Origin of the sequence: Spelaeicoccus albus, assembly GCF_013409065.1 — a bacterium.
GTDB lineage: Bacteria > Actinomycetota > Actinomycetes > Actinomycetales > Brevibacteriaceae > Spelaeicoccus > Spelaeicoccus albus.
In genome coordinates this window covers 3,886,875-3,913,597 of sequence record NZ_JACBZP010000001.1, presented here as the reverse complement: position 1 = coordinate 3,913,597, position 26,723 = coordinate 3,886,875, and the positions used below count along the sequence as shown (strand labels likewise).

36 protein-coding genes are annotated in these 26,723 nt (G+C 64.2%); all 36 read left to right on the top strand.

The window, feature by feature from the left end; all coding sequences use genetic code 11:
• Positions 1-120 precede the first annotated feature (120 nt).
• The 36 genes from BJY26_RS18175 to BJY26_RS18000 all read left to right on the top strand — a co-directional run bounded on the left by BJY26_RS18175 (position 121) and on the right by BJY26_RS18000 (position 26,699).
• Positions 121-1,146, top strand: a complete 1,026-nt coding sequence (locus tag BJY26_RS18175; protein ID WP_179429575.1) for a 6-phosphofructokinase — start codon at positions 121-123, stop codon at positions 1,144-1,146.
• A 246-nt stretch (positions 1,147-1,392) separates the two neighbouring features.
• Entirely contained in the window at positions 1,393-2,712 is a 1,320-nt protein-coding gene (locus BJY26_RS18170) for a glycosyltransferase (protein WP_179429574.1), read from the top strand.
• Positions 2,709-4,847, top strand: a complete 2,139-nt coding sequence (locus BJY26_RS18165; protein ID WP_179429573.1) for an ArnT family glycosyltransferase — start codon at positions 2,709-2,711, stop codon at positions 4,845-4,847. The genes BJY26_RS18170 and BJY26_RS18165 overlap by 4 nt, the downstream gene beginning before the upstream one ends.
• Positions 4,848-5,157: 310 nt before the next feature.
• A complete protein-coding gene (gene rpsL / locus BJY26_RS18160) occupies positions 5,158-5,532 on the top strand; it encodes a 30S ribosomal protein S12 (protein WP_179429572.1) in 375 nt (124 codons plus the stop codon).
• Positions 5,532-6,002 (top strand): 30S ribosomal protein S7, encoded by a 471-nt coding sequence (gene rpsG / locus BJY26_RS18155; RefSeq protein ID WP_179429571.1) that lies wholly within the window; start codon positions 5,532-5,534, stop codon positions 6,000-6,002. Before rpsL ends, rpsG begins: the two co-directional genes overlap by 1 nt.
• Before the next feature lie 67 nt (positions 6,003-6,069).
• Positions 6,070-8,172, top strand: coding sequence for an elongation factor G (gene fusA / locus BJY26_RS18150; RefSeq protein ID WP_179429570.1), 2,103 nt, complete (start codon positions 6,070-6,072; stop codon positions 8,170-8,172).
• A 98-nt stretch (positions 8,173-8,270) separates the two neighbouring features.
• The gene (gene tuf / locus BJY26_RS18145; RefSeq protein ID WP_179429569.1) at positions 8,271-9,464 is read left to right on the top strand and encodes an elongation factor Tu; all 1,194 of its coding nucleotides are present in this window, start codon (positions 8,271-8,273) and stop codon (positions 9,462-9,464) included.
• Between the two features lie 536 nt (positions 9,465-10,000).
• On the top strand, positions 10,001-10,309 hold the full coding sequence (gene rpsJ / locus BJY26_RS18140; protein ID WP_179429568.1) for a 30S ribosomal protein S10: 309 nt from the start codon (positions 10,001-10,003) through the stop codon (positions 10,307-10,309).
• A gap of 18 nt (positions 10,310-10,327) precedes the next feature.
• Positions 10,328-11,008 carry a 50S ribosomal protein L3 gene (gene rplC, locus BJY26_RS18135; protein WP_179429567.1) on the top strand — a complete coding sequence of 227 codons (681 nt, stop codon included), beginning with the start codon at positions 10,328-10,330 and terminating at the stop codon, positions 11,006-11,008.
• Between the two features lie 5 nt (positions 11,009-11,013).
• Positions 11,014-11,748, top strand: coding sequence for a 50S ribosomal protein L4 (gene rplD / locus BJY26_RS18130; protein ID WP_179429566.1), 735 nt, complete (start codon positions 11,014-11,016; stop codon positions 11,746-11,748).
• Positions 11,745-12,050, top strand: a complete 306-nt coding sequence (rplW, locus tag BJY26_RS18125) for a 50S ribosomal protein L23 (protein WP_179429565.1) — start codon at positions 11,745-11,747, stop codon at positions 12,048-12,050. Before rplD ends, rplW begins: the two co-directional genes overlap by 4 nt.
• A gap of 33 nt (positions 12,051-12,083) precedes the next feature.
• Complete coding sequence (gene rplB / locus BJY26_RS18120) at positions 12,084-12,920, top strand: 50S ribosomal protein L2 (RefSeq protein ID WP_179429564.1); 837 nt, start codon at positions 12,084-12,086, stop codon at positions 12,918-12,920.
• A gap of 18 nt (positions 12,921-12,938) precedes the next feature.
• Positions 12,939-13,220 (top strand): 30S ribosomal protein S19, encoded by a 282-nt coding sequence (rpsS, locus tag BJY26_RS18115; RefSeq protein WP_179429563.1) that lies wholly within the window; start codon positions 12,939-12,941, stop codon positions 13,218-13,220.
• A 62-nt stretch (positions 13,221-13,282) separates the two neighbouring features.
• Entirely contained in the window at positions 13,283-13,675 is a 393-nt protein-coding gene (rplV, locus tag BJY26_RS18110; protein WP_179429562.1) for a 50S ribosomal protein L22, read from the top strand.
• Positions 13,675-14,490 (top strand): 30S ribosomal protein S3, encoded by an 816-nt coding sequence (rpsC, locus tag BJY26_RS18105; protein ID WP_179429561.1) that lies wholly within the window; start codon positions 13,675-13,677, stop codon positions 14,488-14,490. Before rplV ends, rpsC begins: the two co-directional genes overlap by 1 nt.
• Positions 14,490-14,906, top strand: a complete 417-nt coding sequence (gene rplP, locus BJY26_RS18100) for a 50S ribosomal protein L16 (protein WP_179429560.1) — start codon at positions 14,490-14,492, stop codon at positions 14,904-14,906. Before rpsC ends, rplP begins: the two co-directional genes overlap by 1 nt.
• Positions 14,907-14,908: 2 nt before the next feature.
• Positions 14,909-15,148: a 50S ribosomal protein L29 gene (gene rpmC / locus BJY26_RS18095; RefSeq protein WP_179430066.1), complete on the top strand. Its 240-nt coding sequence runs from the start codon at positions 14,909-14,911 to the stop codon at positions 15,146-15,148.
• A 41-nt stretch (positions 15,149-15,189) separates the two neighbouring features.
• Positions 15,190-15,477 (top strand): 30S ribosomal protein S17, encoded by a 288-nt coding sequence (gene rpsQ, locus BJY26_RS18835; protein ID WP_308191236.1) that lies wholly within the window; start codon positions 15,190-15,192, stop codon positions 15,475-15,477.
• A 109-nt stretch (positions 15,478-15,586) separates the two neighbouring features.
• Positions 15,587-15,955 carry a 50S ribosomal protein L14 gene (rplN, locus tag BJY26_RS18085; protein ID WP_179429559.1) on the top strand — a complete coding sequence of 123 codons (369 nt, stop codon included), beginning with the start codon at positions 15,587-15,589 and terminating at the stop codon, positions 15,953-15,955.
• A 2-nt stretch (positions 15,956-15,957) separates the two neighbouring features.
• Entirely contained in the window at positions 15,958-16,320 is a 363-nt protein-coding gene (gene rplX / locus BJY26_RS18080) for a 50S ribosomal protein L24 (RefSeq protein WP_218852494.1), read from the top strand.
• Positions 16,321-16,325: 5 nt separating this feature from the next.
• Entirely contained in the window at positions 16,326-16,904 is a 579-nt protein-coding gene (gene rplE, locus BJY26_RS18075) for a 50S ribosomal protein L5 (RefSeq protein WP_179429558.1), read from the top strand.
• 76 nt (positions 16,905-16,980) lie between these two features.
• Entirely contained in the window at positions 16,981-17,379 is a 399-nt protein-coding gene (gene rpsH, locus BJY26_RS18070; RefSeq protein ID WP_179429557.1) for a 30S ribosomal protein S8, read from the top strand.
• Between the two features lie 14 nt (positions 17,380-17,393).
• Complete coding sequence (gene rplF / locus BJY26_RS18065; protein ID WP_179429556.1) at positions 17,394-17,930, top strand: 50S ribosomal protein L6; 537 nt, start codon at positions 17,394-17,396, stop codon at positions 17,928-17,930.
• 3 nt (positions 17,931-17,933) lie between these two features.
• Positions 17,934-18,314 (top strand): 50S ribosomal protein L18, encoded by a 381-nt coding sequence (gene rplR, locus BJY26_RS18060; RefSeq protein ID WP_179429555.1) that lies wholly within the window; start codon positions 17,934-17,936, stop codon positions 18,312-18,314.
• Positions 18,311-18,970, top strand: coding sequence for a 30S ribosomal protein S5 (gene rpsE / locus BJY26_RS18055; protein ID WP_372465351.1), 660 nt, complete (start codon positions 18,311-18,313; stop codon positions 18,968-18,970). Before rplR ends, rpsE begins: the two co-directional genes overlap by 4 nt.
• Positions 18,970-19,152: a 50S ribosomal protein L30 gene (rpmD, locus tag BJY26_RS18050; RefSeq protein WP_179429553.1), complete on the top strand. Its 183-nt coding sequence runs from the start codon at positions 18,970-18,972 to the stop codon at positions 19,150-19,152. The genes rpsE and rpmD overlap by 1 nt, the downstream gene beginning before the upstream one ends.
• Before the next feature lie 2 nt (positions 19,153-19,154).
• On the top strand, positions 19,155-19,610 hold the full coding sequence (gene rplO / locus BJY26_RS18045) for a 50S ribosomal protein L15 (protein WP_237248898.1): 456 nt from the start codon (positions 19,155-19,157) through the stop codon (positions 19,608-19,610).
• A 220-nt stretch (positions 19,611-19,830) separates the two neighbouring features.
• Positions 19,831-21,132, top strand: coding sequence for a preprotein translocase subunit SecY (secY, locus tag BJY26_RS18040; protein WP_179429552.1), 1,302 nt, complete (start codon positions 19,831-19,833; stop codon positions 21,130-21,132).
• A 48-nt stretch (positions 21,133-21,180) separates the two neighbouring features.
• Positions 21,181-21,759 carry an adenylate kinase gene (locus tag BJY26_RS18035; RefSeq protein WP_179429551.1) on the top strand — a complete coding sequence of 193 codons (579 nt, stop codon included), beginning with the start codon at positions 21,181-21,183 and terminating at the stop codon, positions 21,757-21,759.
• Between the two features lie 5 nt (positions 21,760-21,764).
• Entirely contained in the window at positions 21,765-22,583 is an 819-nt protein-coding gene (map, locus tag BJY26_RS18030) for a type I methionyl aminopeptidase (protein ID WP_179429550.1), read from the top strand.
• 33 nt (positions 22,584-22,616) lie between these two features.
• Complete coding sequence (locus BJY26_RS18025; protein WP_218852493.1) at positions 22,617-23,828, top strand: MFS transporter; 1,212 nt, start codon at positions 22,617-22,619, stop codon at positions 23,826-23,828.
• A gap of 319 nt (positions 23,829-24,147) precedes the next feature.
• On the top strand, positions 24,148-24,369 hold the full coding sequence (gene infA, locus BJY26_RS18020; RefSeq protein WP_179429549.1) for a translation initiation factor IF-1: 222 nt from the start codon (positions 24,148-24,150) through the stop codon (positions 24,367-24,369).
• A 72-nt stretch (positions 24,370-24,441) separates the two neighbouring features.
• Positions 24,442-24,555: a 50S ribosomal protein L36 gene (gene rpmJ / locus BJY26_RS18015; protein WP_179430061.1), complete on the top strand. Its 114-nt coding sequence runs from the start codon at positions 24,442-24,444 to the stop codon at positions 24,553-24,555.
• Positions 24,556-24,708: 153 nt separating this feature from the next.
• A complete protein-coding gene (rpsM, locus tag BJY26_RS18010; RefSeq protein WP_179429548.1) occupies positions 24,709-25,083 on the top strand; it encodes a 30S ribosomal protein S13 in 375 nt (124 codons plus the stop codon).
• A 54-nt stretch (positions 25,084-25,137) separates the two neighbouring features.
• Positions 25,138-25,542 (top strand): 30S ribosomal protein S11, encoded by a 405-nt coding sequence (gene rpsK, locus BJY26_RS18005; protein ID WP_179429547.1) that lies wholly within the window; start codon positions 25,138-25,140, stop codon positions 25,540-25,542.
• Between the two features lie 137 nt (positions 25,543-25,679).
• Positions 25,680-26,699, top strand: a complete 1,020-nt coding sequence (locus BJY26_RS18000) for a DNA-directed RNA polymerase subunit alpha (protein WP_179429546.1) — start codon at positions 25,680-25,682, stop codon at positions 26,697-26,699.
• Positions 26,700-26,723: the final 24 nt, after the last annotated feature.

The window sequence follows — 26,723 nt, the reverse complement described above, 5'->3', positions numbered from 1 at the left end:
CGGGCGGTGCGCGCACGGACGGCCGCTACCTCTATGATCGGTGGTGAGTTACGACACTGTCGTAACTTTTCATTCGACGTGCCGCAAAAGTAGGTGCCGCAAAAATAGGAGATTGACTCTTTGAAGATCGGAATACTGACGTCCGGAGGCGACTGCCCGGGATTGAACGCCGTCATTCGCGGTGCCGTGTTGAAAGGCGTGCGGATTTACGGCCAGCATTTCGCCGGAATCCGCGACGGCTGGCGAGGCCTAGTCGAGGGTGACGTTTTCGACTTGGAGCAACGCGACGTCAGGGGATTGTCGAAGGTTGGCGGCACGATTCTGGGCACATCACGCACGAACCCGTTCGACGGTAATGGCGGAACCGAATCGATCAAGGCCACGCTGGCACGGCTCGACATCGATGCGGTCATTGCCATCGGGGGAGAAGGCACGCTGACCGCCGCTCGGCGACTGTCGGATGAGGGCTTGAACATCGTCGGCGTGCCGAAGACCATCGACAACGACCTGTCGGCAACGGATTACACCTTCGGGTTCGACACGGCAGTCTCCATCGCCACCGAAGCCATTGACCGGCTGCGCACCACTGCGGAATCGCATCACCGCTGCATGGTGGTCGAGGTTATGGGCCGTCACGTTGGCTGGATAGCCCTCCATGCGGGCATGGCCTCCGGGGCGCACGCCATTTTGATACCGGAACAGCCGGCGTCCCTCGACCAGATCTCCGAATGGGTGCACGAGGCGAACGACCGCGGCCGGGCCCCGGTCGTCGTCGTCGCCGAAGGGTTCATCCCGGCCGGCCACGAACATCCGCATGCCGAACGCGGGCTCGACACCTTCGGGCGTCCGCGTCTTGGCGGGATCGGCGAGCAACTGGCGCCGGAAATCGAGGCGCGCACGGGTATTGAGACCCGCTGCGCTACGCTCGGTCACTTGCAGCGTGGCGGTGTGCCCACCGCATACGATCGGATCCTGGCCACCCGGCTCGGAATGGCGGCCATCGATTCGGTCGTGGGCGGCGTGTGGGGGACGATGGTGGCGTTGAACGGCACCGAGATCGTCCACGTGCCGTTCGCCGATGCCACCGATGTGCTGAAGACAGTGCCGCAACACCGTTACGACGAAGCGGCGATTCTCTTCGGCTAGCCGGGGCGCCGATTTATCGATGACGGCCCGGCAGCCCACCGCCGTCGACGGCGGCTCAGCTGCTCGGAACGGCGGCAAATAACCGTCCCCTCGGCCGCCGACGTGCCCACCGGGCACGATGGGAGAAGTTGAGACCCGGCCTCGAGCCACACGGAAAAGCTGTGCGCCGGCTGCGAATTTTCGCCCCACAGGGCAGTCAATGGCCGATCAAAGTATCGGCATAGCCACGCTCGACACGCTTGGGCAATGACGGATTCTCAGGCGGCCGGCAGATCCGGCGACACGGTCAGCGACCGGGCGGTCACAGTCGACATCGCGCTCCCGGTCTTCAACGAGCAAGCTGCCGTGGAAGCTGCGGCCATGCGACTGCGCAGGGCCAGCCGCGATTTGCCGTACCGGGTCCGCATCATCATCGTCGACAACGCCAGCACCGACCGGACGCCTGCCATTTCCCGCCGCTTGGCGGAGCGCTTCGACGACGTGAGCTACTTGCGCTTGAATCGCAAGGGCCGGGGGCGAGCGCTGAAAACGGCCTGGCAGACCTCCGACGCGGACATATGCGCCTATATGGACGTCGATCTCTCCACCGACCTCACCGCATTGGCGCCCGCCCTTGCTGCCTTGGCCTCCGGACATTCCGATATCAGCATCGGCAGCAGACTTGCCCACGGCGCACGCGTACAACGCGGCCTGAAACGCGAATTCATATCGCGCGGGTACAACACCATTCTCAAAACGGCGCTCGACATCCGATATTCCGACGCTCAGTGCGGCTTCAAAGCGGTCCGGCGCGATACGGCACGTGCCCTGCTGCCGTTTGTCTCCGACGTGGGATGGTTCTTCGATACCGAGCTGTTGACTCTTGCCGAATGGGCGGGGATGCGGATCCACGAAATACCCGTTGACTGGATCGACGACCCGGACAGCTCGGTCGACATCGTCGCCACCGCCCGGGAGGATCTGCGCGGCGTGGTCCGGATGATCGGCACCCGGGTGCGCGGCGGCTATCCGCTTCGGGAAATAGCGGACGATGCGGCGTTCCCCGGCTCCGGACGCCGTCCGGCCGGCGCACACCGGCTTCCACACCAAATCATGAGTTTTGGGCTCATCGGGGTTCTCAGCACGGCCGCGTTCGCGTTGCTGTTTCTTCTGCTCGCGCCCGCGCTGGGCGCGCAAACGGCGAACTTCGCGGCGCTTGTCATTACGGCGATCGCCAATACCGCCGCCAACAGGCGCGTGACCTTCGGCGTCCGAGGCAGAGCCGGGGCCGCTCGCCATCAGGGCCGGGGCCTCATCGTCTTCGGCCTGGGATGGGCGTTGACGTCCGGTGCCTTGGCGGCCTTGCACACCGAGGCGCCGGACGCCGGGCGGGCCACAGAGCTCGGCGCCCTCGTAGCGGCGAATATCGCTGCCACGGCCATCCGCTTCCTGCTCCTGCACTTCTGGGTGTTCGGACCTCGCGAAGGCTCTCGACTCGCCGTCGCAACCGACCCTCCGAGCCGGCCGCCGTTGAACCGTCAGCCGGTCGACGACCACCCGCTGACCTGCAAAGGACGCCAATCATGACCACTGCGACTTCCGCTCCCGCACGGCGTCGAACCGCATCAAGAAAATTTCGTTGGGACTCGCCGGCGCTGCTGGTGCTCCTGGCCGGGACCGCTGCACTGTACCTAGTCGGCCGCTCGGCGTCCGGCTGGGCGAACTCGTTCTATTCGGCAGCAGTGCAAGCCGGCAGCGAGTCATGGAAGGCGTTCTTCTTCGGCGCATCCGACGCCGCGGGATCCATCACTGTCGACAAGCCGCCGGCAAGCCTGTGGGTGATGGCGCTGTCGGTGCGCGCATTCGGCCTTTCGTCGTGGTCGATCCTTGTGCCGCAGGCACTGATGGGCGTCGCCACGGTCGGCGTTCTTTACGCGTCGGTGCGCCGGACGGCGATCCGGCGACTCGGCCGTGCCGCCGCCTCGTGTGCGGGGCTCCTGGCCGGACTCGTCCTGGCACTGACGCCGGTGGCAGCTCTCATGTTCCGATTCAACAACCCCGACGCACTGTTGGTTCTGCTCATGACCGGGGCCACCGCGCTGACCCTGCGCGCCGTTCGTACCGGACGCGCTCGCTGGATCCTCCTGGCCGGCGTCCTGATCGGGTTCGGCTTCCTGACCAAGCAGCTGCAAGTGTTCTTGATCCTCCCGGCACTCGTCGCCGTGTACGCCGCATGCGCGCCGCATGGTTGGTGGGCCCGTATCCGTCATCTTCTCGGCGCTGCCGCCGCAATTGTCGTGTCCGCCGGATGGTGGGTCGCGGCCGTGCAGCTCACCCCGGCGTCCGATCGGCCGTACATCGGCGGTTCGCAACACAACTCGATACTGGAACTCACGTTCGGCTACAACGGATTCGGCCGTCTGACCGGCAATGAGACGGGCAGCGTCGGGGGCGGCGGCACGGGGGGAGCCGGCGGCATGTGGGGAACGCCGGGAATCGGCAGGCTGTTCGGTTCCGAAATGGGCGGCCAGATCTCCTGGCTGTTGCCCGCCGCGCTGGCAGTGCTCGCGGCCGGCCTCGTCGTGCTGGGCCGTGCCCGGCGCACCGACGTGTATCGGGCAGCGTTGATCGCCTGGGGACTGTGGCTCGTCGTCACCGGACTCACCTTCAGTCTGATGTCCGGAATCATCCACCCGTACTACATGGTGGCCTTGGCTCCGGCGCTGGCGGCAGTGGTCGGGCTGGGCACGGTGCTGCTGTGGCGCAATCGTTCGCGGGGCTGGGTGATGACCGTACTCGCGCCGGCGACCGCCGGAACGGCCGTGTGGGAATTCGTTCTCTTGGGCCGGACGCCGGACTGGTATCCCTGGCTGCGCATCGTCATCCTGGTCGGGGGCATCGCTGCGGCGATCCTTCTCGAACTGATTGCGACGCTGCGGAGACTGCGGAACGGCGCTTCGATGCGACGTCGTGAGCGACTTGCCGCCTCTCTTGCGCTGGTGACGGCGCTCGCCGGCCCGTTCGCCTACACGCTGCAGACCGCATCCACCGGACACAGCGGGTCGATAGTCAGCGCCGGCCCGACGGCGACAGGCTTCGGCGGCGGACCGGGAGGCGGTCCGGCGGGCGGCGGTGCGCCCGGAACTGCGGGCGGCAAGCGCGGCGCCATCGGTCAGCCGCCGGGAGGCCCTGGGAACGGGGCCCCGCAGCAGGGTTCGCAGCAGCGCGGTCCCGGGCAGAGCCCCCCGCACGGCACACCGCCCGCCATGGCACAGGGCTCACGGGGCTCACAGGGCTCGACACAGGGCGGCATGCGTGGCGGTCCCGGTCGGGGCAACGCCGCGGGCGCCGGCAACGGCTCGGGCGGCGGGCTCTTGAACGGCAGCACGCCGGGCAAGAAGCTCACCCAGCTGCTCGACGCCGATTCCGGCGACTACACGTGGGTCGCGGCAACGATTGGCGCCAACAGCGCGGCCGGATATCAACTGGCAACCGAACTGCCGGTCATGCCGATCGGCGGCTTCAACGGAACGGATCCGTCGCCCACCCTTGCGGAATTCAAGGCGGACGTCGCTGCCGGCAAGATCCACTACTTCATTGCGGGCGGCGGTATGGGCGGCGGACAGTCGACGGGCCCGTCGTCCCGAATCACGTCGTGGGTGAAAGCGCACTACTCAGAGCAAACGGTCGACGGCGTGAGCATCTTCGATCTGACGAAATGATGGACTCCGGACGCCGGGCCGGGTATTGTAGCCTTGCATTTTGACCGCTTACCGTCGACCAGGTAGATTAGTTGATGCCCGCGTACAACCGGGCAAGTTCGCGTGCGTAACTTTGGAAGGCCCGCGCGGTTGCGCGCATGGCCGGGTATCGGTATTCGGCGAGCAGCGGCTGACAGTCCGGCGACGACCATGAGGGCGCCGACCAGTCGAAACGGAACACATAGCTTCACGTTCCACTAGCAAGGTGAGGACTTGTCGTGCTGCGCGCGGCAAGACCATCGCAACATCGAGAAGCAACGGAGACATATTAGTGCCAACGATCCAGCAGCTGGTCCGAAAGGGCCGGCAGGACAAGTCGGGGAAGTCCACGACCCCGGCTCTCAAGGGGAGCCCCCAGCGCCGCGGCGTGTGCACGCGTGTGTACACCACGACGCCTAAGAAGCCGAACTCGGCATTGCGCAAGGTTGCGCGCGTGCGACTGAGCAGTCAGATCGAAGTGACCGCCTACATTCCGGGCGAAGGACACAACCTGCAGGAGCACTCGATCGTGCTCGTCCGCGGCGGCCGTGTGAAGGACCTCCCCGGCGTCCGCTACAAGATCGTCCGAGGCTCGCTCGACACGCAGGGCGTCAAGGGACGCAAGCAGGGACGCAGCAAGTACGGCGCGAAGATGGAGAAGAAGTAATGCCCCGCAAAGGCCCGGCCCCCACGCGGCCGCTCGTGGTCGACCCGGTCTACAAGTCGCCGCTGGTCACCCAACTGATCAACAAGATCCTGCTTGACGGCAAACGCTCGACCGCCGAGCGCATCGTGTACGGCGCCATGGAAGGTGCTCGCGAAAAGACCGGCACCGATCCGGTCGTCGCCTTGAAGAAGGCCCTCGACAATGTGAAGCCGGCCCTCGAGGTCCGCTCCCGCCGAGTCGGCGGCGCCACCTACCAGGTGCCGGTCGAGGTCCGCGGAACCCGTTCGACGACGCTGGCTCTGCGCTGGCTTGTCGGCTATGCGCGTCAGCGTCGCGAGAAGACGATGACCGAGCGCCTGCAGAACGAGATCCTGGACGCCTCCAACGGCCTGGGAGCCGCTGTGAAGCGCCGCGAGGACACCCACAAGATGGCCGAGTCCAACAGGGCCTTCGCACACTACCGCTGGTAAACGCAGCGCCGACGGGCCGCTCAGCCCGCCACCGTTGCTTCCCAACACGAAGCGAGAGAGAGACACCGTGGCACTTGATGTGCTCAACGACCTGAAGAAGGTCCGCAATATCGGCATCATGGCTCATATCGATGCCGGTAAGACCACCACCACCGAGCGGATTCTGTACTACACCGGAATCAACCACAAGATCGGCGAGACCCACGACGGTGCGTCGACGATGGACTGGATGGCGCAGGAGCAAGAGCGAGGTATCACCATCACCTCGGCTGCTACCACCTGCTTCTGGAAAGACAACCAGATCAACATCATCGACACGCCCGGGCACGTCGATTTCACCGTTGAGGTGGAGCGCAGCCTGCGCGTGCTCGACGGCGCCGTCGCAGTGTTCGACGGAAAAGAAGGCGTCGAGCCGCAGTCGGAGACCGTGTGGCGTCAGGCCGACAAGTACAACGTGCCGCGCATTTGCTTCGTCAACAAGATGGACAAGCTCGGCGCCGACTTCTACTACACGGTGCAGACGATCGTCGACCGGCTCAAGGCCACGCCGCTCGTCATGCAGTTGCCGATCGGCGCCGAAAGCGATTTCGAAGGCGTCGTCGACCTGCTCACCATGAAAGCGATGATGTGGCGCGGCGAGACCAAGATGGGCGCCGAGTACACCACCGAGGAAATCCCGGCCGATCTGCAGGCGAAGGCCGAGGAATACCGGGCAAAGCTCGTCGAGCAGGTCGCCGAAGCCAATGACGAGATGCTGGAGAAGTATCTCGGCGGCGAAGAGTTCTCCCTCGACGAGATCAAGGACGGCATCCGTCAGCTCGTCGTCCGCTCGGAAGCATACCCGGTGTTCTGCGGCTCGGCTTTCAAGAACAAGGGCGTGCAGCCGATGCTGGACGCCGTGATCGACTACCTGCCGTCGCCGTTGGACGTCCCGAGCGTCCAGGGCCACGACATCAACGATCCGGAAAAGATCATCGAGCGTAAGCCCAGCAAGGAAGAGCCGTTCGCGGCCCTGGCCTTCAAGGTCGTCACTCACCCGTTCTTCGGCAAATTGACCTATGTGCGCGTCTATTCGGGTCACCTCAACAGCGGGGCCCAGGTGCTCAACTCGACGAAGAACAAAAAGGAGCGCATCGGCAAGCTGTTCCAGATGCACTCCAATAAGGAGAACCCGGTCGAGGACATCCACGCCGGGCACATCTACGCGGTGATCGGCCTGAAGAACACGACAACGGGCGACACGCTGTGCAACCCGGAGCACCCGGTGGTGCTCGAGTCGATGACGTTCCCCGAGCCCGTGATCTTCGTGGCCATCGAGCCGAAGACGAAGAGCGACCAGGAAAAGCTCTCGGTCGCCATTCAAAAGCTCGCCGAAGAAGACCCCACGTTCACGGTCAGCTTGAACGAAGACACCGGCCAGACCGAGATCGGCGGCATGGGTGAGCTGCACTTGGACATTCTCGTCGACCGGATGAAGCGTGAGTTCAAGGTCGAGGCGAACGTCGGCAAGCCGCAGGTGGCATACCGCGAGACGATTCGCAAGACCGTCGACAAGATCGATTACACCCACAAGAAGCAGACGGGTGGATCGGGTCAGTTCGCCAAGGTGCAGGTGTCGATCGAGCCGCTCGAGGTCACGACCGACACAATCTACGAGTTCGAGAACAAGGTCACGGGCGGTCGTATCCCGCGCGAGTACATCCCGAGCGTGGACGCCGGTATCCAAGACGCCATGCAACTCGGCGTGCTGGCCGGCTATCCGCTGGTGGGCATCAAGGCCATCCTGCTGGACGGCCAGTACCACGATGTCGACTCCTCGGAGATGGCATTCAAGATCGCCGGCTCGATGGTGCTCAAGGACGCCGTCAAGCGCGCGAACCCGGTTCTGCTCGAGCCGTTGATGGACGTCGAGGTGCGTACGCCCGAGGAATACATGGGCGACGTCATCGGCGATATCAACGCACGGCGCGGACAGATCCAGTCCATGGAAGACGCTTCGGGCGTGAAAGTCGTCCGGGCCCATGTTCCGCTCTCGGAAATGTTCGGATACATTGGTGACCTGCGGTCGAAGACCCAGGGACGCGCGGTGTACTCCATGCAGTTCGAAAGCTATTCCGAAGTCCCCAAGGCTGTTGCCGAGGAGATCATTCAGAAGACCCGGGGCGAATAGCGAGAGCTTTCAACCCTTAAACTCGCAAGAGCAAATATCTAAAACCAAACGACCAGTAGGGATGAACATTCCCTACGGCACCCACGAGGAGGACCCCAGTGGCAAAGGCGCAGTTCGATCGGACTAAGCCGCACGTCAACATCGGCACGATCGGTCACGTCGACCACGGTAAGACGACGCTGACCGCTGCTATCACCAAGGTGTTGCACGACGAGTACCCCGATCTCAACGATGCTTCGGCATTCGACGCGATCGACAATGCCCCTGAAGAAAAGCAGCGCGGCATCACCATCAACATCTCCCACGTGGAGTACCAGACCGAGAAGCGTCACTATGCGCACGTCGACGCCCCCGGTCACGCCGACTACATCAAGAACATGATCACCGGTGCCGCCCAGATGGACGGCGCGATCCTGGTGGTCGCCGCTACCGATGGCCCGATGCCGCAGACCCGCGAGCACGTGCTGCTGGCCCGCCAGGTCGGCGTGCCGTACATCGTGGTGGCGTTGAACAAGTCGGACATGGTCGATGACGAAGAGCTCCTCGAGCTCGTCGAGTTCGAGGTTCGCGATCTGCTCAGCTCGCAGGACTTCGACGGAGACAATGCTCCGGTCGTGCGCGTGTCGGCACTGAAGGCGCTCGAGGGCGACGAGAAGTGGACGCAGTCCATCGTCGAACTCATGCACGCCGTGGATGACAGCATCCCGGAGCCGGAGCGCGATATCGACAAGCCGTTCCTGATGCCCGTCGAAGACGTCTTCACGATCACCGGCCGCGGCACCGTCGTGACCGGCCGTGTCGAGCGCGGCGTCCTGAAGCCGAACGACGAGATCGAAATGGTCGGCATCAAGGAAAAGTCGACCAAGACGACGGTCACGGCCATCGAGATGTTCCGCAAGACGCTCCCCGACGCCCGCGCCGGAGAGAACGTCGGCCTGCTGCTTCGCGGCACCAAGCGCGAGGACGTCGAGCGCGGCCAGGTCATCGTCAAGCCGAACTCGATCACTCCGCACACGGAATTCGAGGGCCAGGTCTACATCCTGAGCAAGGACGAGGGTGGACGCCACAACCCGTTCTACTCGAACTACCGTCCGCAGTTCTACTTCCGTACCACGGACGTCACCGGCGTCATCACGTTGCCGGAAGGCACCGAGATGGTCATGCCGGGCGACAACACCGACATGAGCGTTCAGCTGATTCAGCCGATCGCCATGGAAGAGGGCTTGCGCTTCGCCATTCGTGAAGGTGGCCGCACCGTCGGCGCCGGCCGCGTGACGAAGATCAACAAGTAACACCTGAAAAAGGGCCCCGGGGAGCAATCCCCGGGGCCCTTTTTGTGTCCTCGTCCCGTTGTCCGCCCGCCGAGTGGTGGCGAATGGCTGCGAAATCGGCGATTTCGCAGCCATTCGCCACCACTCGGCGGGGCCGGGTAGCCATTCGCCACCACTCGGCGGGGCCGGGTAGCCATTCGCCACCACTCGGCGGGCGGGCTGGAAGGCGCCAATTTGCGCTGGGGGAGCGGCTATGGCACGATGGACAAGTTGTCGTCACCAGCGGGTGTGCTATGCCCGCCGACGACGGGGAATCACCGCTCCCGATGTTGCATGCCGGACGCCGACAGGCGACCGGATCTCCGGGGCGGGACGAGGAACCGGAGCGAGACGGCATCGAATCGGTTGAAAATGATCGGACGATGCTCACGCGCCGCCTGCGACACACCCGACCTCGGGGGTCGGAGGCGGAGCTTAAGACATGCCGGCACAGAACCGTATCCGACCCGGATGCGGTTTGATGGCCGGAAAGACAAGGAAGAGAGTCAATCGACGCCATGGCGGGACAGAAGATCCGCATCCGGCTCAAGTCGTACGACCACGCGGTTATCGACAGTGCGGCGCGCAAAATCGTCGACACTGTCACCCGTGCTGGTGCAACGGTTGTAGGGCCGGTGCCGCTGCCGACGGAAAAGAACGTGTACTGCGTTATCCGCTCGCCGCACAAGTACAAGGACAGCCGCGAGCACTTCGAAATGCGTACGCACAAGCGCCTCATCGACATCATCGATCCGACGCCGAAGGCGGTCGATTCGCTCATGCGTCTCGACCTGGCCGATGACGTCAATATCGAAATCAAGCTGTAGGGAGTGCTTTAAACAAAAATGTCTACTCCTAATACACGTTCAAAGCCGCTCGTCCAGGTGCGCAACATCAAGGGCCTGCTCGGCACCAAGGTCGGCATGACGCAGGTCTGGGACGACGAGAACCGTCTCGTCCCGGTCACGGTCGTCGCCGCCGGCGCCAACGTCGTCACGCAGATCCGCCAGGAAGAGAGCGAAGGTTATCCTTCGATCCAGCTGGCGTTCGGCCAGATCGACCCGCGCAAGGTGACCAAGCCGCTGTCCGGCCATTTCGAAAAGGCCGGCGTCACGCCGCGCCGTCACCTCGTCGAGCTCCGCACTGCGGACGCCACCGAGTACGAAGTGGGCCAGGAACTCGGCGCCGACATCTTTGAAGCCGGCACCAAGGTCGACGTCACTGCCAAGACCAAGGGCAAAGGCACCGCCGGCGTCATGAAGCGTCACGGCTTCCATGGCGTGGGGGCCTCGCACGGCTCGCACCGCAACCACCGCAAGCCGGGCTCGATCGGCGGCGCTTCGACGCCGGGTCGCGTCTTCAAGGGCCTGCGCATGGCCGGCCGGATGGGCGCCGTCCGCCAGACGACCCAGAACCTGACAGTGCACGCCGTGGACGCCGATAAGGGTCTGCTGCTCATCAAGGGCGCCGTTCCCGGCCCCAAGGGCGCTGTCGTTCTGGTCCGCACCTCAGTGAAGGAGGGCTGAAAGTAATGCCTACCGCAGAATCCTTCGCAGTGGACGTCCTCGACGCCGCCGGTAAGAAAAACGGCACCGTCGACCTGCCGGCTGAGGTCTTCGCCGTGCAGACCAACGTTCCGCTGATCCACCAGGTTGTCGTCGGCCAGCTGGCCGCCGCCCGCCAGGGGACGCACCAGACCAAGAACCGCTCCGCAGTTCGCGGCGGCGGCAAGAAGCCATACAAGCAAAAGGGCACCGGCAACGCGCGCCAGGGCTCGATCCGCGCACCGCAGTACGCCGGTGGCGGCATCGTGCACGGCCCGCAGCCGCGCGACTACACCAAGCGCACCCCGAAGAAGATGAAGGCCGCCGCGCTTCGCGGTGCCCTGTCCGATCGGGCCCGCCTGGAACGCGTGTTCGTGGTCAGCGCGCTCGTCGAAGGCGACAAGCCGTCGACGAAGGCGGCAGTTGCCGCGTTGAACGCGCTGAGCCCGCGCAGCCACAAACTCGTCGTCGTGAACCGCGACGACCAGTTGACCTGGTTGTCGGTTCGCAACATTCCCGAGGTGCACGTGCTCACGCCCGGACAGCTCAACACGTACGACGTGCTGATTTCGGACGACGTCGTGTTCACCAAGGCCGCGTTGGACACGTTCCTGGCGGGCCCGCCCAAGGGCAAGTCGGCCTCGGCCGTGGGACGCGCGTCGGACGTCGATCAGGGCGCTGCCGACCTCGAGTCAACCAGCACTGAGGAGGACGCCAAGTGAGCGACGTACAAAAAGATCCGCGCGACGTCATCATCGCGCCGGTCGTCTCGGAAAAGAGCTACGGCCTGATCGACGAAGGAAAATACACCTTCCTCGTCGACCCGCGCTCGAACAAGACCGAGATCAAGCTGGCAGTGGAAAAGATCTTCAGCGTGAAGGTCGCCTCCGTGAACACGGCGAACCGCGTCGGCAAGCGCCAGCGCACCCGCTACGGCTGGGGCAAGCGCAAGGACACCAAGCGCGCCATCGTCGCCTTGAAGGAAGGCTCGATCGATATCTTCGGCGGGCCGGTCGGCAGCTAGCACCGGCATAAGAATCTAAGGACTGAGACTCACATGGGAATCCGTAAGCACAAGCCGACGACACCGGGCCGTCGTGGCTCGTCGGTCGCCGACTTCGTCGAGCTGACCCGGTCGACGCCGGAGAAGTCGCTGCTGCGTCCGCTGTCGAAGAACGGCGGCCGCAACAGCGGCGGCCGCATCACGACCCGCCATCAAGGCGGCGGACACAAGCGTCAGTACCGCGTCATCGACTTCCGTCGGCATGACAAGGACGGCGTTCCGGCGACCGTCGCGCACATTGAATACGATCCGAACCGCACCGCGCGCATCGCGCTGCTGCATTACGCGGACGGCGAGAAGCGTTACATCCTCGCGCCGACCAAGATGAAGCAGGGCGACCGCGTCGAAGCCGGCCCCGGTGCCGACATCAAGCCGGGCAACAGCCTGTCGATGCGCAACGTCCCGGTTGGCACGGTTGTGCACGCCGTCGAGTTGCGCCCCGGCGGCGGAGCCAAGATCGCCCGGTCCGCCGGCTCGAGCGTCCAGCTCGTGGCGAAGTACGGCCCGTATGCGCAGCTGCGCATGCCGTCCGGCGAAATTCGCAACGTGGACGTCCGCTGCCGCGCCACCATCGGCGAGGTCGGCAACGCCGAGCAGTCGAACATCAGCTGGGGCAAGGCCGGCCGTATGCGGTGGAAGGGCAAGCGCCCCGTCGTCCGCGGCGTGGTCATGAACCCGATCGACCACCCGCATGGCGGTGGCGAAGGCAAGAGCTCCGGCGGCCGGCACCCGGTCAGCCCCTGGGGCCAGGCCGAAGGACGCACCCGTCGTCCGAAGAAAGAAAGCGACAAGCTCATCGTGCGTCGCCGTCGTACCGGTAAGAAGCGTTGATAGGGAGCCTGAATACACATGCCTCGTAGCTTAAAGAAGGGCCCCTTCGTGGACGAGCACCTGTTCAAGAAGGTCGCCGCCCAAAACGAAAAGGGGACCAAGAATGTCATCAAGACGTGGTCCCGGCGCTCGATGATCGTGCCCGATTTCCTCGGTCACACGATCGCCGTGCACGACGGACGTAAGCACGTGCCGGTCTTCGTCACCGAAGCGATGGTCGGGCACAAGCTCGGCGAATTCGCGCCGACGCGGACTTTCCGCGGCCACGAAAAAGACGACCGTAAGGGCCGCCGCCGCTAACCGCGGCGGATATCCCGCAACGATCACAGCCGACAATTTTTTAAAGAAAAGGCAGGACAGCGATGGAAGCCACGGCGAAGGCACGGTACCTCCGTGTCACGCCCCAGAAGGCCCGGCGCGTCGTCGACCTCATTCGTGGGACAGCGGCGACCGAGGCTCTGGCGGTGCTGAAGTTTGCACAGCAGGACGTCTCCGAACCTCTCTACAAATTGGTTGCCTCCGGAATCGCGAACGCCCGCGTGAAGGCCGATCAGCTCGGTGAGCCATTCATCGAAGACGACCTGGTCATCACGTCGGCGTACGTGGACGAAGGACCGACCATGAAGCGGTTCCGACCCCGTGCACAGGGGCGGGCGTTCCGGATCAACAAGCGCACGAGCCACATCACAGTGGTGCTCGGCACTCCGGACGAGTACCGCGCCGGCACAGTCAAGAAGAAGGGGAGTGCCCGCTAGTGGGACAGAAGATCAACCCCAACGGGTTCCGACTCGGCATCACGACCGACCACAAGTCGAAGTGGTACGCCGACTCGACCAAAGTGGGTCAGCGTTACCGCGATTACGTCGGTGAAGACGTCAAGATTCGCGCACTGATGAACAAGGGCATGGAACGTGCCGGCATCTCGAAGGTCAACATCGAACGCACGCGCGACCGTGTTCGAGTGGACATCCACACGGCGCGTCCGGGCATCGTCATCGGACGCCGCGGCGCGGAAGCCGACCGGATTCGCGGTGAGCTCGAAAAGCTCACCAAGAAGCAGGTGCAGCTGAACATCCTCGAGGTGAAGAACGCCGAGACCAATGCGCAGCTCGTGGCCCAGGGCATTGCCGAGCAGCTGAGCTCGCGCGTGGCATTCCGCCGCGCCATGCGCAAAGGAATGCAGACCGCGCAGCGCGCCGGTGCCCAGGGCATCCGGGTGCAGTGCTCGGGTCGCCTCGGCGGCGCCGAGATGAGCCGGTCGGAGTTCTACCGCGAAGGCCGGGTGCCGCTGCACACGCTGCGCGCCAATATCGACTACGGCTTCTACGAGGCCCGCACCACATTCGGCCGGATCGGCGTGAAGGTGTGGATCTACAAGGGCGACAAGACCGATAAGGAACTGGCCGCCGAGCAGGCAGCCAGCCCCTCGCGCGGCCGCGGCGGCGGAGCCCCGCGCGGCCGTGGACGCGGCAACGCCGGTGGCCCGCGCGGCCGCCAGTCCGAGCAGTCGGCACCCGCCGAGGCGCCCGCTGCTGCCGCCGACAAGACTGAGAATGGAGCGGAGGGCTAATGCTGATCCCTCGTCGAGTGAAGCACCGCAAGCAGCACCACCCGTCACGTCGGGGTGTTGCCAAGGGCGGGACGTCGATCGCGTTCGGTGAATACGGTATCCAGGCTCTCGAGCCGGCGTATGTGACGAACCGGCAGATCGAGGCCGCGCGTATCGCAATGACTCGCTATATCAAGCGTGGCGGAAAGGTGTGGATCAACATCTACCCCGACCGCCCGATTACCAAAAAGCCCGCCGAAACCCGCATGGGGTCCGGCAAGGGCTCCCCCGAATGGTGGGTGGCAAACGTCAAACCCGGCCGAGTACTTTTCGAACTGGCCGGGGTTTCGGAAGAAGTGGCACGCGAGGCCCTGCGCCTGGCCGTCCACAAGCTTCCGCTGAAGGCCCGCATTGTGCGGCGTGAGGGTGGTGAGTGAGCATGGCTATCGGGTCCAAGGACTTGAACGTGGCCGCGCTTGACGGTTTCTCGGACGATCGTCTTGTCGAGGAACTGCGCAAGGCCAAGGAGGAACTGTTCAACCTCCGTTTCCAGTCGGCCACCGGCCAGCTGGAGAGCCACGGCCGGCTGCGCGCCGTCCGCCGCGATATCGCGCGCATCTACACGATCATCCGTGAGCGGGAGCTTGCTATCCGCCAGTCGCCTGAGAAAGGCGCGTGAGGAGAGTGGCAGAGATTTCAACGCCAGAGCAGGAGAGCACCGTGAGCACCGAGGACGTGCAGTCAGGCGCCGTGCACGAGCGGCCGATCCGCAAAACGCGCCGGGGCTACGTCGTGTCCGACAAGATGGACAAGACGATAGTCGTGGCCGTTGAAGACCGCGTCAAGCACCGCTTGTACGGCAAGATCATTCGTCAGACCAACAAGGTGAAGGTCCACGACGAAGCCAACACGGCAGGTGTGGGCGACTTGGTCGTCATCACCGAAACCCGACCGGTGTCGGCTACCAAGCGGTGGCGTCTGGTCGAGATCGTCGAAAAGGCGAAGTGACAGACAATTTTCTTCAGCGCTCGTCCGTCCGCGGTGAGCGAGAAGTTTTCCACATTGACCGTTCCGTCAGGCTCGATATGAGAACCGGCGCGACGACAGGAGTAGGGCAGTGATTCAGCAGGAGTCGCGACTCAAGGTCGCCGACAACACGGGTGCCAAGGAGATCTTGACAATCCGTGTGCTCGGCGGCTCGGGTCGACGTTACGCCGGTATCGGCGACACCATTGTGGCCACCGTCAAGGACGCCATTCCCGGCGGCAACGTCAAAAAGGGCGATGTCGTCAAGGCCGTCATCGTCCGAACCGTGAAGGAACGCCGCCGCAAGGACGGCTCGTACATCCGGTTCGACGAGAACGCCGCAGTCATCTTGAAGACGGATGGCGACCCGCGCGGTACGCGCATCTTCGGGCCGGTCGGCCGCGAACTGCGCGACAAAAAGTTCATGAAGATCATCTCGCTGGCTCCGGAGGTGCTCTAACCATGGCGAAGATCAATATCAAAAAAGGCGACCTGGTTCAGGTCATCGCCGGCGCCAAACCGGAACGCGGCGGAGACCGCGGCAAGCAGGGCAAGGTTCTCGAGGTCTACCCCGACCGGAATCGCGTGCTCGTCGAAGGCGTGAACCGGGTGCAGAAACACAAGAAGGTCGGCGCCTCGGGTAACGGCTCGGGCGGCGGAATCGAGATCCACGAGGCCCCCGTGCACGTGTCCAACGTCGCACTGGTCGACCCGTCGGACAAGAAGCCCACCCGCGTCGGATACCGCACCGAAACGATCGAGCGTGACGGACGTTCGCGCACCGTGCGTGTTCGCGTCTCGAAGCGCTCCGGTAAGGACATCTAGCAGACATGAGTACAGAGACAGTAGCCGCCGGCACGGCCGCGGCGCCGCGATTAAAACAGCGTTACCGCAGCGAGATCATCGCCAAGCTCCAGGACGAGTTCCAGTACGGCAACGTCATGCAGGTGCCCGGCCTGACCAAGGTAGTGGTCAACATGGGCGTCGGCGACGCCGCCCGGGACTCCAAGGTCATCGAAGGTGCCATCAAGGACCTCACCCTGATCACCGGCCAGAAGCCGCAGGTCACCGCGGCCCGCAAGTCCATCGCGCAGTTCAAGCTGCGTGAAGGACAGCCGATCGGCGCGCACGCCACGCTGCGCGGCAACCGCATGTGGGAATTCCTCGATCGCGTCACGAGCCTGGCTCTGCCGCGCATCCGTGACTTCCGCGGACTGTCGGACCGGCAGTTCGACGGACATGGCAACTACACGTTCGGTCTGTCCGAGCAGTCGATGTTCCATGAGATCAACCAGGATGAGATCGACCGGGTCCGCGGTATGGACATCACGGTCGTGACCACCGCCACGACCGACGACGAAGGCCGCGCGCTGCTTCGCCACCTCGGCTTCCCGTTCAAGACCAACTAACTACTACGTTGCAGGTCCGCCGAAGCCGGCGTCGCGCCGGCGGTGCGGAAACCGTAACGAGGAGGGGCACGAGCCCATGACAATGACAGATCCTGTCGCAGACATGCTTACGCGTCTGCGCAATGCCAACTCGGCATACCACGACGATGTAGCGATGCCGTACAGCAAGCTCAAGTCGCGTATCGCCGACATCCTGAAGGCCGAGGGGTACATCTCCGGCTGGCAGGTCGAGGATGCCGAGGTCGGCAAGAAGCTTTCGCTCGACCTGAAATTCGGCCCGAACCGGGAACGTTCGATTGCCGGCATCCGCCGCGTGTCGAAGCCGGGCCTTCGGGTGTACGCCAAATCAACGAACCTGCCGCGAGTGCTCGGCGGGCTCGGAATTGCAATTTTGTCCACGTCGTCCGGACTGCTGACTGACCGGCAGGCCGCCAAGAAAGGTGTGGGTGGGGAAGTCCTCGCCTACATCTGGTAAAGGGGGAAAACTAAATGTCGCGCATCGGCAGACTGCCGATTCCGGTTCCCTCCGGCGTCGAAGTCACCATCGATGGCTCTCGAGTGGCCGTGAAAGGCCCGAAGGGCGAGCTGAGCCACACAGTGGCCAGCCCCATCACCGTGCAGCAAGAAGACGGCGAGATCACCGTCGCCCGGCCGAACGACGAACGCGAGTCGCGTTCGCTGCACGGCCTGAGTCGCACCATGATCGCCAACTTGATCGAGGGCGTCACCAACGGATTCAGCAAGAAGCTGGAAATCGTCGGCACCGGCTACCGCGTGCTGGCGAAGGGCTCCGACCTGGAGTTCTCGTTGGGGTACAGCCACTCGGTCGCGGTATCGCCGCCCGAGGGCATCAGCTTCGCGGTCGAAGGCAATAACAAGGTCACCGTCTCGGGGATCGACAAGCAGCAGGTCGGCGAGGTCGCTGCGAATATCCGCAAGCTGCGCAGGCCCGACCCGTACAAGGGCAAGGGCGTGCGCTACGCCGGCGAAGTCGTTCGCCGCAAGGTCGGAAAGGCTGGTAAGTAAACGATGGCCTTCGCCAAGAAGAAGAGCTACGGTAAGGGCAGCTCGGCGGCGCGCGTGCGTCGTCACGCCCGAGTCCGCAAACACATTTCCGGAACCGCGGAGCGTCCGCGTCTGGTCGTCAGCCGGTCCTCGCGCCACATGGTGGCGCAGGTCGTCGACGATCAGTCCGGGCACACGCTGGCCAGCGCCTCCACCTTGGAAGCGGATCTGCGCGTCAGCTCGGCGGAAAAGACCGATAAGGCCAAGCAGGTCGGCGAGCTCGTTGCTCGCCGTGCCAAAGACGCCGGCATCGAGGCAGTCGTGTTCGACCGTGGCGGCAACGCATATCACGGCCGGGTGGCTGCAGTGGCCGACGGAGCTCGCGAAGGGGGACTTGCCCTGTGAGTGAAGAAGCTAAGGAGCAGCAGGTGACCGATACGAACGCCGAGAAGGCGGCCGAGGGATCGGCAAAGACCGATCGGTCCGGTTCGTCGCGCGGTCGCGGTAAGGGCCGTGAAGGCGGCCGCCGCGGACAGGGGCAGGACAAGAACCAGTTCGTCGAACATGTCGTCACGATCAACCGTGTCGCCAAGGTCGTCAAGGGCGGACGTCGGTTCAGCTTCACTGCGCTTGTCGTGGTGGGCGACGGCGACGGAATGGTCGGCGTCGGTTACGGCAAGGCCAAAGAGGTTCCGGCTGCGATCGCCAAGGGCGTCGAGGAGGCGAAGAAGAACTTCTTCCGCGTCCCGCGCATCCGCAAGACGATTCCGCACCCGATTCAGGGTGAGGACGCCGCGGGCGTCGTCCTGATGCGTCCGGCCGCCCCGGGCACCGGCGTGATCGCCGGCGGTCCGGTCCGCGCCGTCCTCGACTGCGCCGGCATCCATGACGTGCTGACGAAGTCACTCGGCTCGGAAAACCAGATCAACATCGTGCGCGCAACCATCAAGGCCCTGCGCGGCCTCGAACGGCCCGAGCAGGTTGCGGCACGCCGCGGCATGCCGATCGACGAGGTCACGCCGGCATCGATGCTTCGCGCCGCGAACGAGGGTGGAGTCTGATGGCAAAGCTGCAGGTCACTCAAGTTAAATCGGAAATCGGTGGCACCAAGAGCCAGCGGGACACGCTGCGCAGCCTTGGCCTCAAGCGAATCGGGCAGACGGTCGTCAAGGACGACCGGCCCGAATTCCGGGGCATGGTGCAGATGGTTCGCCACCTCGTCACCTGGGAAGAGGTGGATTGATCGTGGCAAATCCCGAGAGCGTATTGAAGGTCCACCACCTTCGTCCGGCGCCCGGCTCGAAGACCGCCAAGACCCGCGTGGGTCGCGGCGAGGCGTCCAAGGGCAAGACGGCAGGACGCGGCACCAAGGGCACACATGCCCGCTACCAGGTGCCGCACGGCTTTGAAGGCGGACAGACGCCGCTGCACATGCGCCTGCCGAAACTTCGTGGATTCAAGAACCCGTCCAAGGTGACCTTCCAGGTCGTCAATCTGGACAAATTGTCCGCGCTGTACCCGGACGGCGGCAGCGTGAGCATCGACGATCTCGTCGCCAAGGGCGCGGTTCGCCCGAACCAGCCCGTCAAGGTGCTTGGCACCGGCGAGGTGTCGGTCAAGCTCGAGGTGAGCGCGAACGCGTTCTCCGGCAAAGCAGTTGAAAAGATCGAAGGCGCCGGCGGCACCGTCACGCGTCTTTAAGTCACCATTATCGACCGTCAAACGCTTTGGGCAGGCAACCGCTCCCGGTTGCCTGCCCAAAGGCGTTTGACGGTACCGCATGCCATCGGTTCGCACGCGTACCGCGCATGCTGATAACCTGCATTTCGGCCGCAGTTTACTGTGGCCCTCATCGTCATCGAATCCGTCGGGCGAGCGTTCCACCGCCCCGGCCGCTTTTGACCAATCATCAGGAGGATGCTTGATCAGCGCTATTGCTCGGGCGTTCCGTACGCCCGACCTACGCCGCAAGCTGCTGTTCACGCTTGCGATAATCGTAGTATTCCGCCTGGGGTCTTATATTCCGGCACCCGGCGTCGATTACACGAAGGTTCAGGCGTGCGTGTCGTCGCCGCAGTTGAACTCCGGGGTATTCGGACTCGTCAATTTGTTCAGCGGCGGAGCGCTGCTGCAGCTGTCGATCTTCGCGCTCGGCATCATTCCGTACATCACGGCCAGCATCATCACGCAGTTGCTGCGTGTCGTGATCCCGCGGTTCGAAGAGCTGCACAAGGAAGGCGCGGCCGGCCAGGGCAAACTGACGCAGTACACCCGCTACCTGACCATCGGCCTCGGCGTGCTGCATGCGACGACCCTCGTGGCCACGGTTCGCTCGGGCGCGCTGTTCGGCAACGTCCAGGGCTGCAACAATCTGCTCACTGATGATTCCTGGATCGGCATCGGACTGCTCATCATCACGTTGACGGCCGGAACCGGCATGGTCATGTGGCTGGCCGAGCAAGTCACCGAGCACGGCGTCGGCAACGGTATGTCGTTGCTCATCTTCACGGCAATCGCAGCCCGCTTCCCGTCCGCGTTCGGCTCGATCTTGAAGTCGCAGGGCTGGGACCGCTTCGTCATCGTGATGATCCTGGGTCTGTTCATCGTGGCGGCCATCGTGTTCGTGGAGCAATCCCAGCGCCGGATCCCCGTGCAATACGCCAAGCGCATGGTCGGCCGCAGAATGTTCGGCGGCACGTCGACCTATATTCCGATCAAGGTGAACATGGCCGGCGTCATCCCCGTCATCTTCGCCTCGTCACTGCTGTATCTGCCGTCGCTGATCTCGCAGTTCGGCGACCCGAAATCGGGGTGGGTGCAGTGGATCTCGGGACACTTGGTCCGCGGCGACAATCCGATTTATATGATCATCTACTTCCTGCTGACCTTGTTCTTCACGTTCTTCTATGTGGCGATCACCTTCAACCCGGAGGAAGTCGCCGACAACATGAAGAAGTACGGCGGCTTCATCCCGGGCATCCGCGCCGGACGGCCGACCGAGCAGTATCTGAGCTATGTGCTCACTCGCATCACGCTTCCGGGTTCGCTCTACTTGGGCCTTGTCGCGTTGATTCCGTTGATCGCGCTCGTGCTGATCAACGCCAACCAGAATTTCCCGTTCGGCGGCACGTCGATTCTCATCGTCGTCGGCGTTGGACTGGAAACCGTGAAGCAGATCGATGCCCAGCTGCAGCAACGTCATTACGAAGGGTTGTTGCGGTAAGCCGTTAAGCCCGCGGCATCATTATTTACGAGAAAGCAGGCATAGACGATGACCGACCGGATCCTCTTGATCGGCCCGCCCGGTGCAGGCAAAGGCACGCAGGCCGCCCGGATCTCCGTGAAACGGGGCGTCCCGGCCATCTCGACAGGCGACATCTTTCGAGCGAACGTGAAAGATGAGACGCCGCTCGGACTCACGGCCAAGTCGTATATGGACGCCGGCGAGTACGTTCCGGACGACGTCACCAATGACATGGTTGCCGACAGGCTGGCCGCGGACGACGTCCGGGACGGGTTCCTCCTCGACGGCTATCCGAGGACGAGCCCGCAGGTCGACGAACTGGACAAGATCCTCGGCGCGCAAAATACCGGCCTCAGCGCCGTCGTCGAACTGCAGGCGGACACGGACGAGGTCGTCTCCCGCTTGCTGGCCCGCGCCCGTGAACAGGGCCGCAGTGACGACACCGAAGACGTGATCAGGCATCGCCTCGACGTCTACTACGAACAGACGGCGCCGCTGACCCGCGAATACGAGCGGCGCGGACTGCTCCTCGAAGTCAACGGACTCGGTGACGTCGAGGACGTCACCGAACGCGTGCTTGCCGCCCTTGACGGCAAGCCGGCGTAGCACACGTGTTCTCGCGGCCGAAGATCGAGTACAAGTCCGACGACGACATCCGCCGGATGCGCCGGGCCGGACTTGTCACTGCAGCGGCTCTGGACGCAGCACGCCGGGCGATCCGGCCGGGCGCGACCACGTCCGACGTGGACGCGGCGGCCGCTGCAGCGTTAGCGGACGCCGGCGCCACCTCGAACTTTTTGGGCTACTACGGCTATCCGGCCACCGTGTGCGTATCGGTCAACGACGAGGTCGTGCACGGCATCCCCGGCGACCGGGTGCTTGAAGCCGGCGATCTGGTCAGCGTCGACGGCGGAGCGATCGTCGACGGGTGGCACGGCGACTCTGCGTTCTCCACGGTGATTCCGCCGGAAACGTCTGCCGATCGGGAGCTCGCCGATGCGACGTCGGGCGCCCTGTGGGCGGGAATTGCCGCGCTGGCCACCGCCCGGCACGTCGGCGAGGTGGGAGACGCCATCGACGCGTACATGACGTCACGCGCACCGCAGCTGGGCATCTTGGAAGATTACGTCGGACACGGCATCGGCACTGCCATGCATCAGCCGCCCGACGTCCTGAACTATTCAACCGCGCATCGCGGCCCCGCCGTCCGGCCGGGCATGTGCCTGGCCATCGAGCCGATGATCGTTTCCGGTTCCATCGACACTCGCGTGCTGGACGACGACTGGACGGTCGTGACCGAGGACGGCGCCCGGGCAGCGCACTTCGAACATACTGTTGCGGTGCACTCCGGCGGACTCTGGGTACTCACGGCACCCGACGGGGGAGCCGAGGAATTGGCCAAGCACGGCGTGGACGCGGCCCCGCTCTAGCCCCGCGCGGAACGGGGGACGAGAGGATGAGGCGTGACTGAGTCGCCGGCCGGATACTTGCGCCCGCTCGTCCTTCCGGCGTACGTGCCGGCGGCCTTGTACGGGATCGGCCAGGGAGCCATCCTGCCGGTCATTGCTCATTCGGCTCAGACGCTCGGAGCATCGGTTGCGCTGGCTGGTTTCGCCATGGCGCTGATCGGCGTGGGCAAGATCGTGGCCGACCTTCCGGTCGGGGCAATGGTGGCACGCATCGGGGAACGGCGGGCCATGCTTTTGGCGGTCGCCCTCGACGTGGCGGCCCTGCTCACGTGCATATACGCGACCGATCTGTGGCAGCTGTGCGTGGCGATCGGCGCGACGGGCATGTCGGGGGCGGTGTGGGCGCTGGCCCGGCAATCGTTCGTTGCGGACGCCGTGCCGTTGTGGATGCGCGCACGGGCCATGTCGACGCTTGGCGGCGCCCAGCGGATCGGCATGTTCGTGGGACCGTTCGTCGCGGCCGGCGCAATCGGCGTGCTCGGTACGGTCGGAGCGTACTGGGTGGATCTGGCGGCGTCCGTGATTGCCGGCATCGCGCTCTTGTGCGCGCCGAAACTCGCATCGGACACGGCACGCGCCGAGGGGCCGGCCGGACGGCGTCCCACAAGCGTGTGGACAATGATCGGCAACTATCGCACGGTGCTCGCCACGCTGGGCATGTGCACTTTGCTCGTCGCGGCCGTACGGGCCTGCCGGCAGGTGGCGATCCCGCTGTGGAGCGCTCATATCGGCCTCGACTCGCAGTCGACCGCGCTGATCTTCGGGTTCTCCGGCGCGGTCGACATGCTGTTGTTTTATCCGGCCGGCAAGATCATGGACAAATACGGACGGGCCTGGGTCGCCGTCCCGTCGGTTGTGGTGCTGGCAGTGTCGCTCGTGATCATGCAGTGGACGTCGAATTTCGCCGGGTTGACGGCGGTCGCGCTGGCCATGGGAGTCGGCAACGGGATCGCGGCCGGGCTCGTCATGACGCTGGGCACCGACGTATCGCCGGCCGCCGACCGAGCCGCGTTTCTGGGCGCTTGGCGGTTATTGGCCGACGGCGGCAACGCCGGCGGACCGCTGGCGTTGTCGGGTATTGCCGCGGTCCTGGGGCTGGGCGGAGCGCTGGCCGTCGTCGGGGCGGCCGGGATAGCATCGGGATGGCTGCTGGCGCTGTGGATTCCCAAGTACGGGGCCCCGACCGGCGACGAATCCGCGAAATAGCCGCACGCGTCGTCCGGCGTCAACTGCTGCGCTCAGCCGTCGGCGAACGGACGCGGCGGCCGATTGGAAGAACCCAGCCGTTTAGCGTATCGTAGACAAGCGGTTGTGTGTCGATATTTGCGTGCCGTGAAGTTCCGCGTCCAGGCGGATTTCCGATCAAGGATCGGAAAGGGACTGCGCCGTGCGAATATCGCCACGTCTTGTACATCGCCCTTCGATCCGCTGCTATCGAGCACGACTATTCGCGCTCGCCGTCAGGGATTACCGGGCGTCAAGCGATAACCCGCTACGGCGGGAGTGAAGAGGTTAGCGCGAGATTATGGCCAAAAAAGAAGGGGTCATAGAGATTGAGGGCAGTGTTGTCGAAGCCTTGCCCAACGCGATGTTCCGCGTTGAGCTGAGCAACGGCCACAAGGTCCTCGCTCACATTTCGGGCAAGATGCGCCAGCACTACATCCGGATCCTTCCGGAGGACCGCGTCGTTGTCGAGTTGAGCCCGTACGATCTCACCCGCGGCCGCATCGTCTACCGCTACAAGTAAGACCACGTACACGAGATCTGTCTATCCTCGGGCGCTGTGCCGAACGGTGCATCGCCGAGGTGAAGGAAAATGATGAAGGTTAAGCCCAGCGTCAAGAAGATCTGCGAGAAGTGCAAAGTGATCCGGCGTAACGGCCGGGTCATGGTGATTTGCGACAACGTTCGCCACAAGCAGCGTCAAGGCTGATCACCGACTTCTCAGTCAGACCACACCGCCGCAATCCTCGCCCCCTTGGCGACACGTCGACAAGGACGACACCCCCGGAACGGAGGCCGGGGACCGCACTAGCGGATCAGGATTGCCCCGAACACCTCCGCAAAAGAAATTGGAGTACCACCAATGGCACGACTTGCCGGAGTCGACCTCCCGCGCGAAAAGCGGGTTGAGGTCGCCCTGACATACATTTACGGTGTGGGACACACACGCGCTGTGCAGACTCTCGAGTCGACCGGGATCAGCCCGGACACGCGCGTGAAAGACCTCACGGACGCCGAGCTTGTCCAGCTCCGCGACTTCATCGAAGCAACATTCCAGGTCGAAGGCGATCTGCGGCGCGAGGTCGCCGCGGACATCCGCCGCAAGGTTGAGATCGGCTGCTATCAGGGCCTGCGCCACCGTCGCGGTCTGCCGGTTCGCGGACAGCACACCAAAAACAACGCGCGTACCCGCAAGGGCCCCAAGCGCACCGTGGCCGGTAAGAAGAAGGCCAAGTAAAGCAGCCCATCAAGCCGCGGGTGCGGCTTTCGATCATCAGGAGAATTAACAGATATGCCTCCCAAGTCACGCGCCGCAGGGGTACGCAAGCCCCGCCGCAAGGACAAAAAGAACGTTGCCGCCGGTCAGGCACATATCAAGAGCACGTTCAACAACACAATCGTTTCGATCACCGACCCTGCCGGTGCCGTGATCTCGTGGGCTTCGGCCGGCGAGGTCGGCTTCAAGGGCTCGCGCAAGTCGACGCCGTTCGCCGCGCAGATGGCGGCGGAATCGGCTGCCCGTCGCGCCCAAGAGCACGGCATGCGCAAGGTCGACGTGTTCGTCAAAGGCCCGGGATCGGGCCGCGAAACGGCGATCCGGTCGCTGCAGGCCACCGGTCTCGAGGTTGGCTCCATTCAAGACGTCACCCCGACCCCGCACAATGGCTGCCGGCCGCCGAAGCGCCGTCGCGTCTAAGGCACTCAGACACCACAAAAGCTCCACACCCGGCCGGGTAGACCGACGCTCGGCTCGGGATATCAGCGAGAACGGCGTCATGCGGTTCTCGCCCTGCGAAGCGTCATATGGCGGATGCTCGCTGAAAGGAAACCCACGTGCTCATTGCACAGCGTCCCACGCTAACTGAAGAGGTCGTTTCCGCCCATCGTTCACGGTTCGTCATCGAACCGCTGGAGCCGGGCTTCGGCTATACGCTGGGTAACTCCCTGCGTCGTACACTGCTCTCGTCGATTCCGGGTGCCGCGGTCACCAGCATCCGGGTGGATGGCGTGTTGCACGAATTCACGACGGTCCCGGGAGTGAAGGAAGACGTCACCGAATTCATCCTGAACCTGAAGTCACTCGTCGTCAGCTCCGAACATGACGAGCCGGTCGTGGCCTATCTGCGTAAGCAGGGCCCGGGCGTCGTCACGGCTGCGGACATCACGGCGCCGGCGGGTGTCGAGATCTTCAACACCGATCTGCACATCGCGACCTTGAACTCCAAGGGCAAGCTCGAACTCGAATTGACCATCGAGCGCGGACGCGGCTACGTCTCCGCCGTCCAGAACAAGAACGTCGACTCGGAGATCGGCCGGATCCCGGTCGACTCGATCTACTCGCCGGTTCTCAAGGTCACCTACAAGGTCGAGGCCACTCGTGTCGAACAGCGCACCGACTTTGATCGGCTGGTGCTGGACGTCGAGACGAAGCCGGCCATCGCCGCGCGCGACGCCGTCGCCTCGGCCGGCAAGACGTTGACCGAACTGTTCGGCCTGGCCCGCGAGCTCAACGTTGAAGCCGAAGGCATCGACATCGGACCGTCGCCGGTGGACGCCGCGCTTGCGGCCGATCTGGCCCTGGCCATCGAGGATCTGGACCTGACGGTTCGGTCTTACAACTGCCTCAAGCGCGAAGGCATCCACACGGTGGGCGAGCTGGTGGCACGAAGCGAAGCCGATTTGATGGACATCCGCAACTTTGGTGCGAAGTCCATCGACGAGGTCAAGCAGAAGCTGGCCGAACTCGGCCTGCAGCTCAAGGACAGCCCTCCCGGATTCGACCCGGCCGCCGCCGCTGCAGCTGCCGATGACGAAGACGACGATCTCGCCTTCGCCGAAGACGAGCAGCTCTAAGAACTCAAAGGAGATACGAGAAGA

Bases quoted from the DNA above. Each gene is read 5' to 3' on its own strand.
- BJY26_RS18170 (WP_179429574.1), top strand. From the start codon at position 1,393: ATGACGGATTCTCAGGCGGCCGGCAGATCCGGCGACACGGTCAGCGAC.
- BJY26_RS18165 (WP_179429573.1), top strand. From the start codon at position 2,709: ATGACCACTGCGACTTCCGCTCCCGCACGGCGTCGAACCGCATCAAGA.
- rpsG (WP_179429571.1), top strand. From the start codon at position 5,532: ATGCCCCGCAAAGGCCCGGCCCCCACGCGGCCGCTCGTGGTCGACCCG.
- rpsJ (WP_179429568.1), top strand. From the start codon at position 10,001: ATGGCGGGACAGAAGATCCGCATCCGGCTCAAGTCGTACGACCACGCG.
- rplC (WP_179429567.1), top strand. From the start codon at position 10,328: ATGTCTACTCCTAATACACGTTCAAAGCCGCTCGTCCAGGTGCGCAAC.
- rplD (WP_179429566.1), top strand. From the start codon at position 11,014: ATGCCTACCGCAGAATCCTTCGCAGTGGACGTCCTCGACGCCGCCGGT.
- rplB (WP_179429564.1), top strand. From the start codon at position 12,084: ATGGGAATCCGTAAGCACAAGCCGACGACACCGGGCCGTCGTGGCTCG.
- rpsS (WP_179429563.1), top strand. From the start codon at position 12,939: ATGCCTCGTAGCTTAAAGAAGGGCCCCTTCGTGGACGAGCACCTGTTC.
- rplV (WP_179429562.1), top strand. From the start codon at position 13,283: ATGGAAGCCACGGCGAAGGCACGGTACCTCCGTGTCACGCCCCAGAAG.
- rplP (WP_179429560.1), top strand. From the start codon at position 14,490: ATGCTGATCCCTCGTCGAGTGAAGCACCGCAAGCAGCACCACCCGTCA.
- rpmC (WP_179430066.1), top strand. From the start codon at position 14,909: ATGGCTATCGGGTCCAAGGACTTGAACGTGGCCGCGCTTGACGGTTTC.
- rplX (WP_218852494.1), top strand. From the start codon at position 15,958: ATGGCGAAGATCAATATCAAAAAAGGCGACCTGGTTCAGGTCATCGCC.
- rplE (WP_179429558.1), top strand. From the start codon at position 16,326: ATGAGTACAGAGACAGTAGCCGCCGGCACGGCCGCGGCGCCGCGATTA.
- rpsH (WP_179429557.1), top strand. From the start codon at position 16,981: ATGACAATGACAGATCCTGTCGCAGACATGCTTACGCGTCTGCGCAAT.
- rplF (WP_179429556.1), top strand. From the start codon at position 17,394: ATGTCGCGCATCGGCAGACTGCCGATTCCGGTTCCCTCCGGCGTCGAA.
- rplR (WP_179429555.1), top strand. From the start codon at position 17,934: ATGGCCTTCGCCAAGAAGAAGAGCTACGGTAAGGGCAGCTCGGCGGCG.
- rpmD (WP_179429553.1), top strand. From the start codon at position 18,970: ATGGCAAAGCTGCAGGTCACTCAAGTTAAATCGGAAATCGGTGGCACC.
- BJY26_RS18035 (WP_179429551.1), top strand. From the start codon at position 21,181: ATGACCGACCGGATCCTCTTGATCGGCCCGCCCGGTGCAGGCAAAGGC.
- infA (WP_179429549.1), top strand. From the start codon at position 24,148: ATGGCCAAAAAAGAAGGGGTCATAGAGATTGAGGGCAGTGTTGTCGAA.
- rpmJ (WP_179430061.1), top strand. From the start codon at position 24,442: ATGAAGGTTAAGCCCAGCGTCAAGAAGATCTGCGAGAAGTGCAAAGTG.
- rpsM (WP_179429548.1), top strand. From the start codon at position 24,709: ATGGCACGACTTGCCGGAGTCGACCTCCCGCGCGAAAAGCGGGTTGAG.
- rpsK (WP_179429547.1), top strand. From the start codon at position 25,138: ATGCCTCCCAAGTCACGCGCCGCAGGGGTACGCAAGCCCCGCCGCAAG.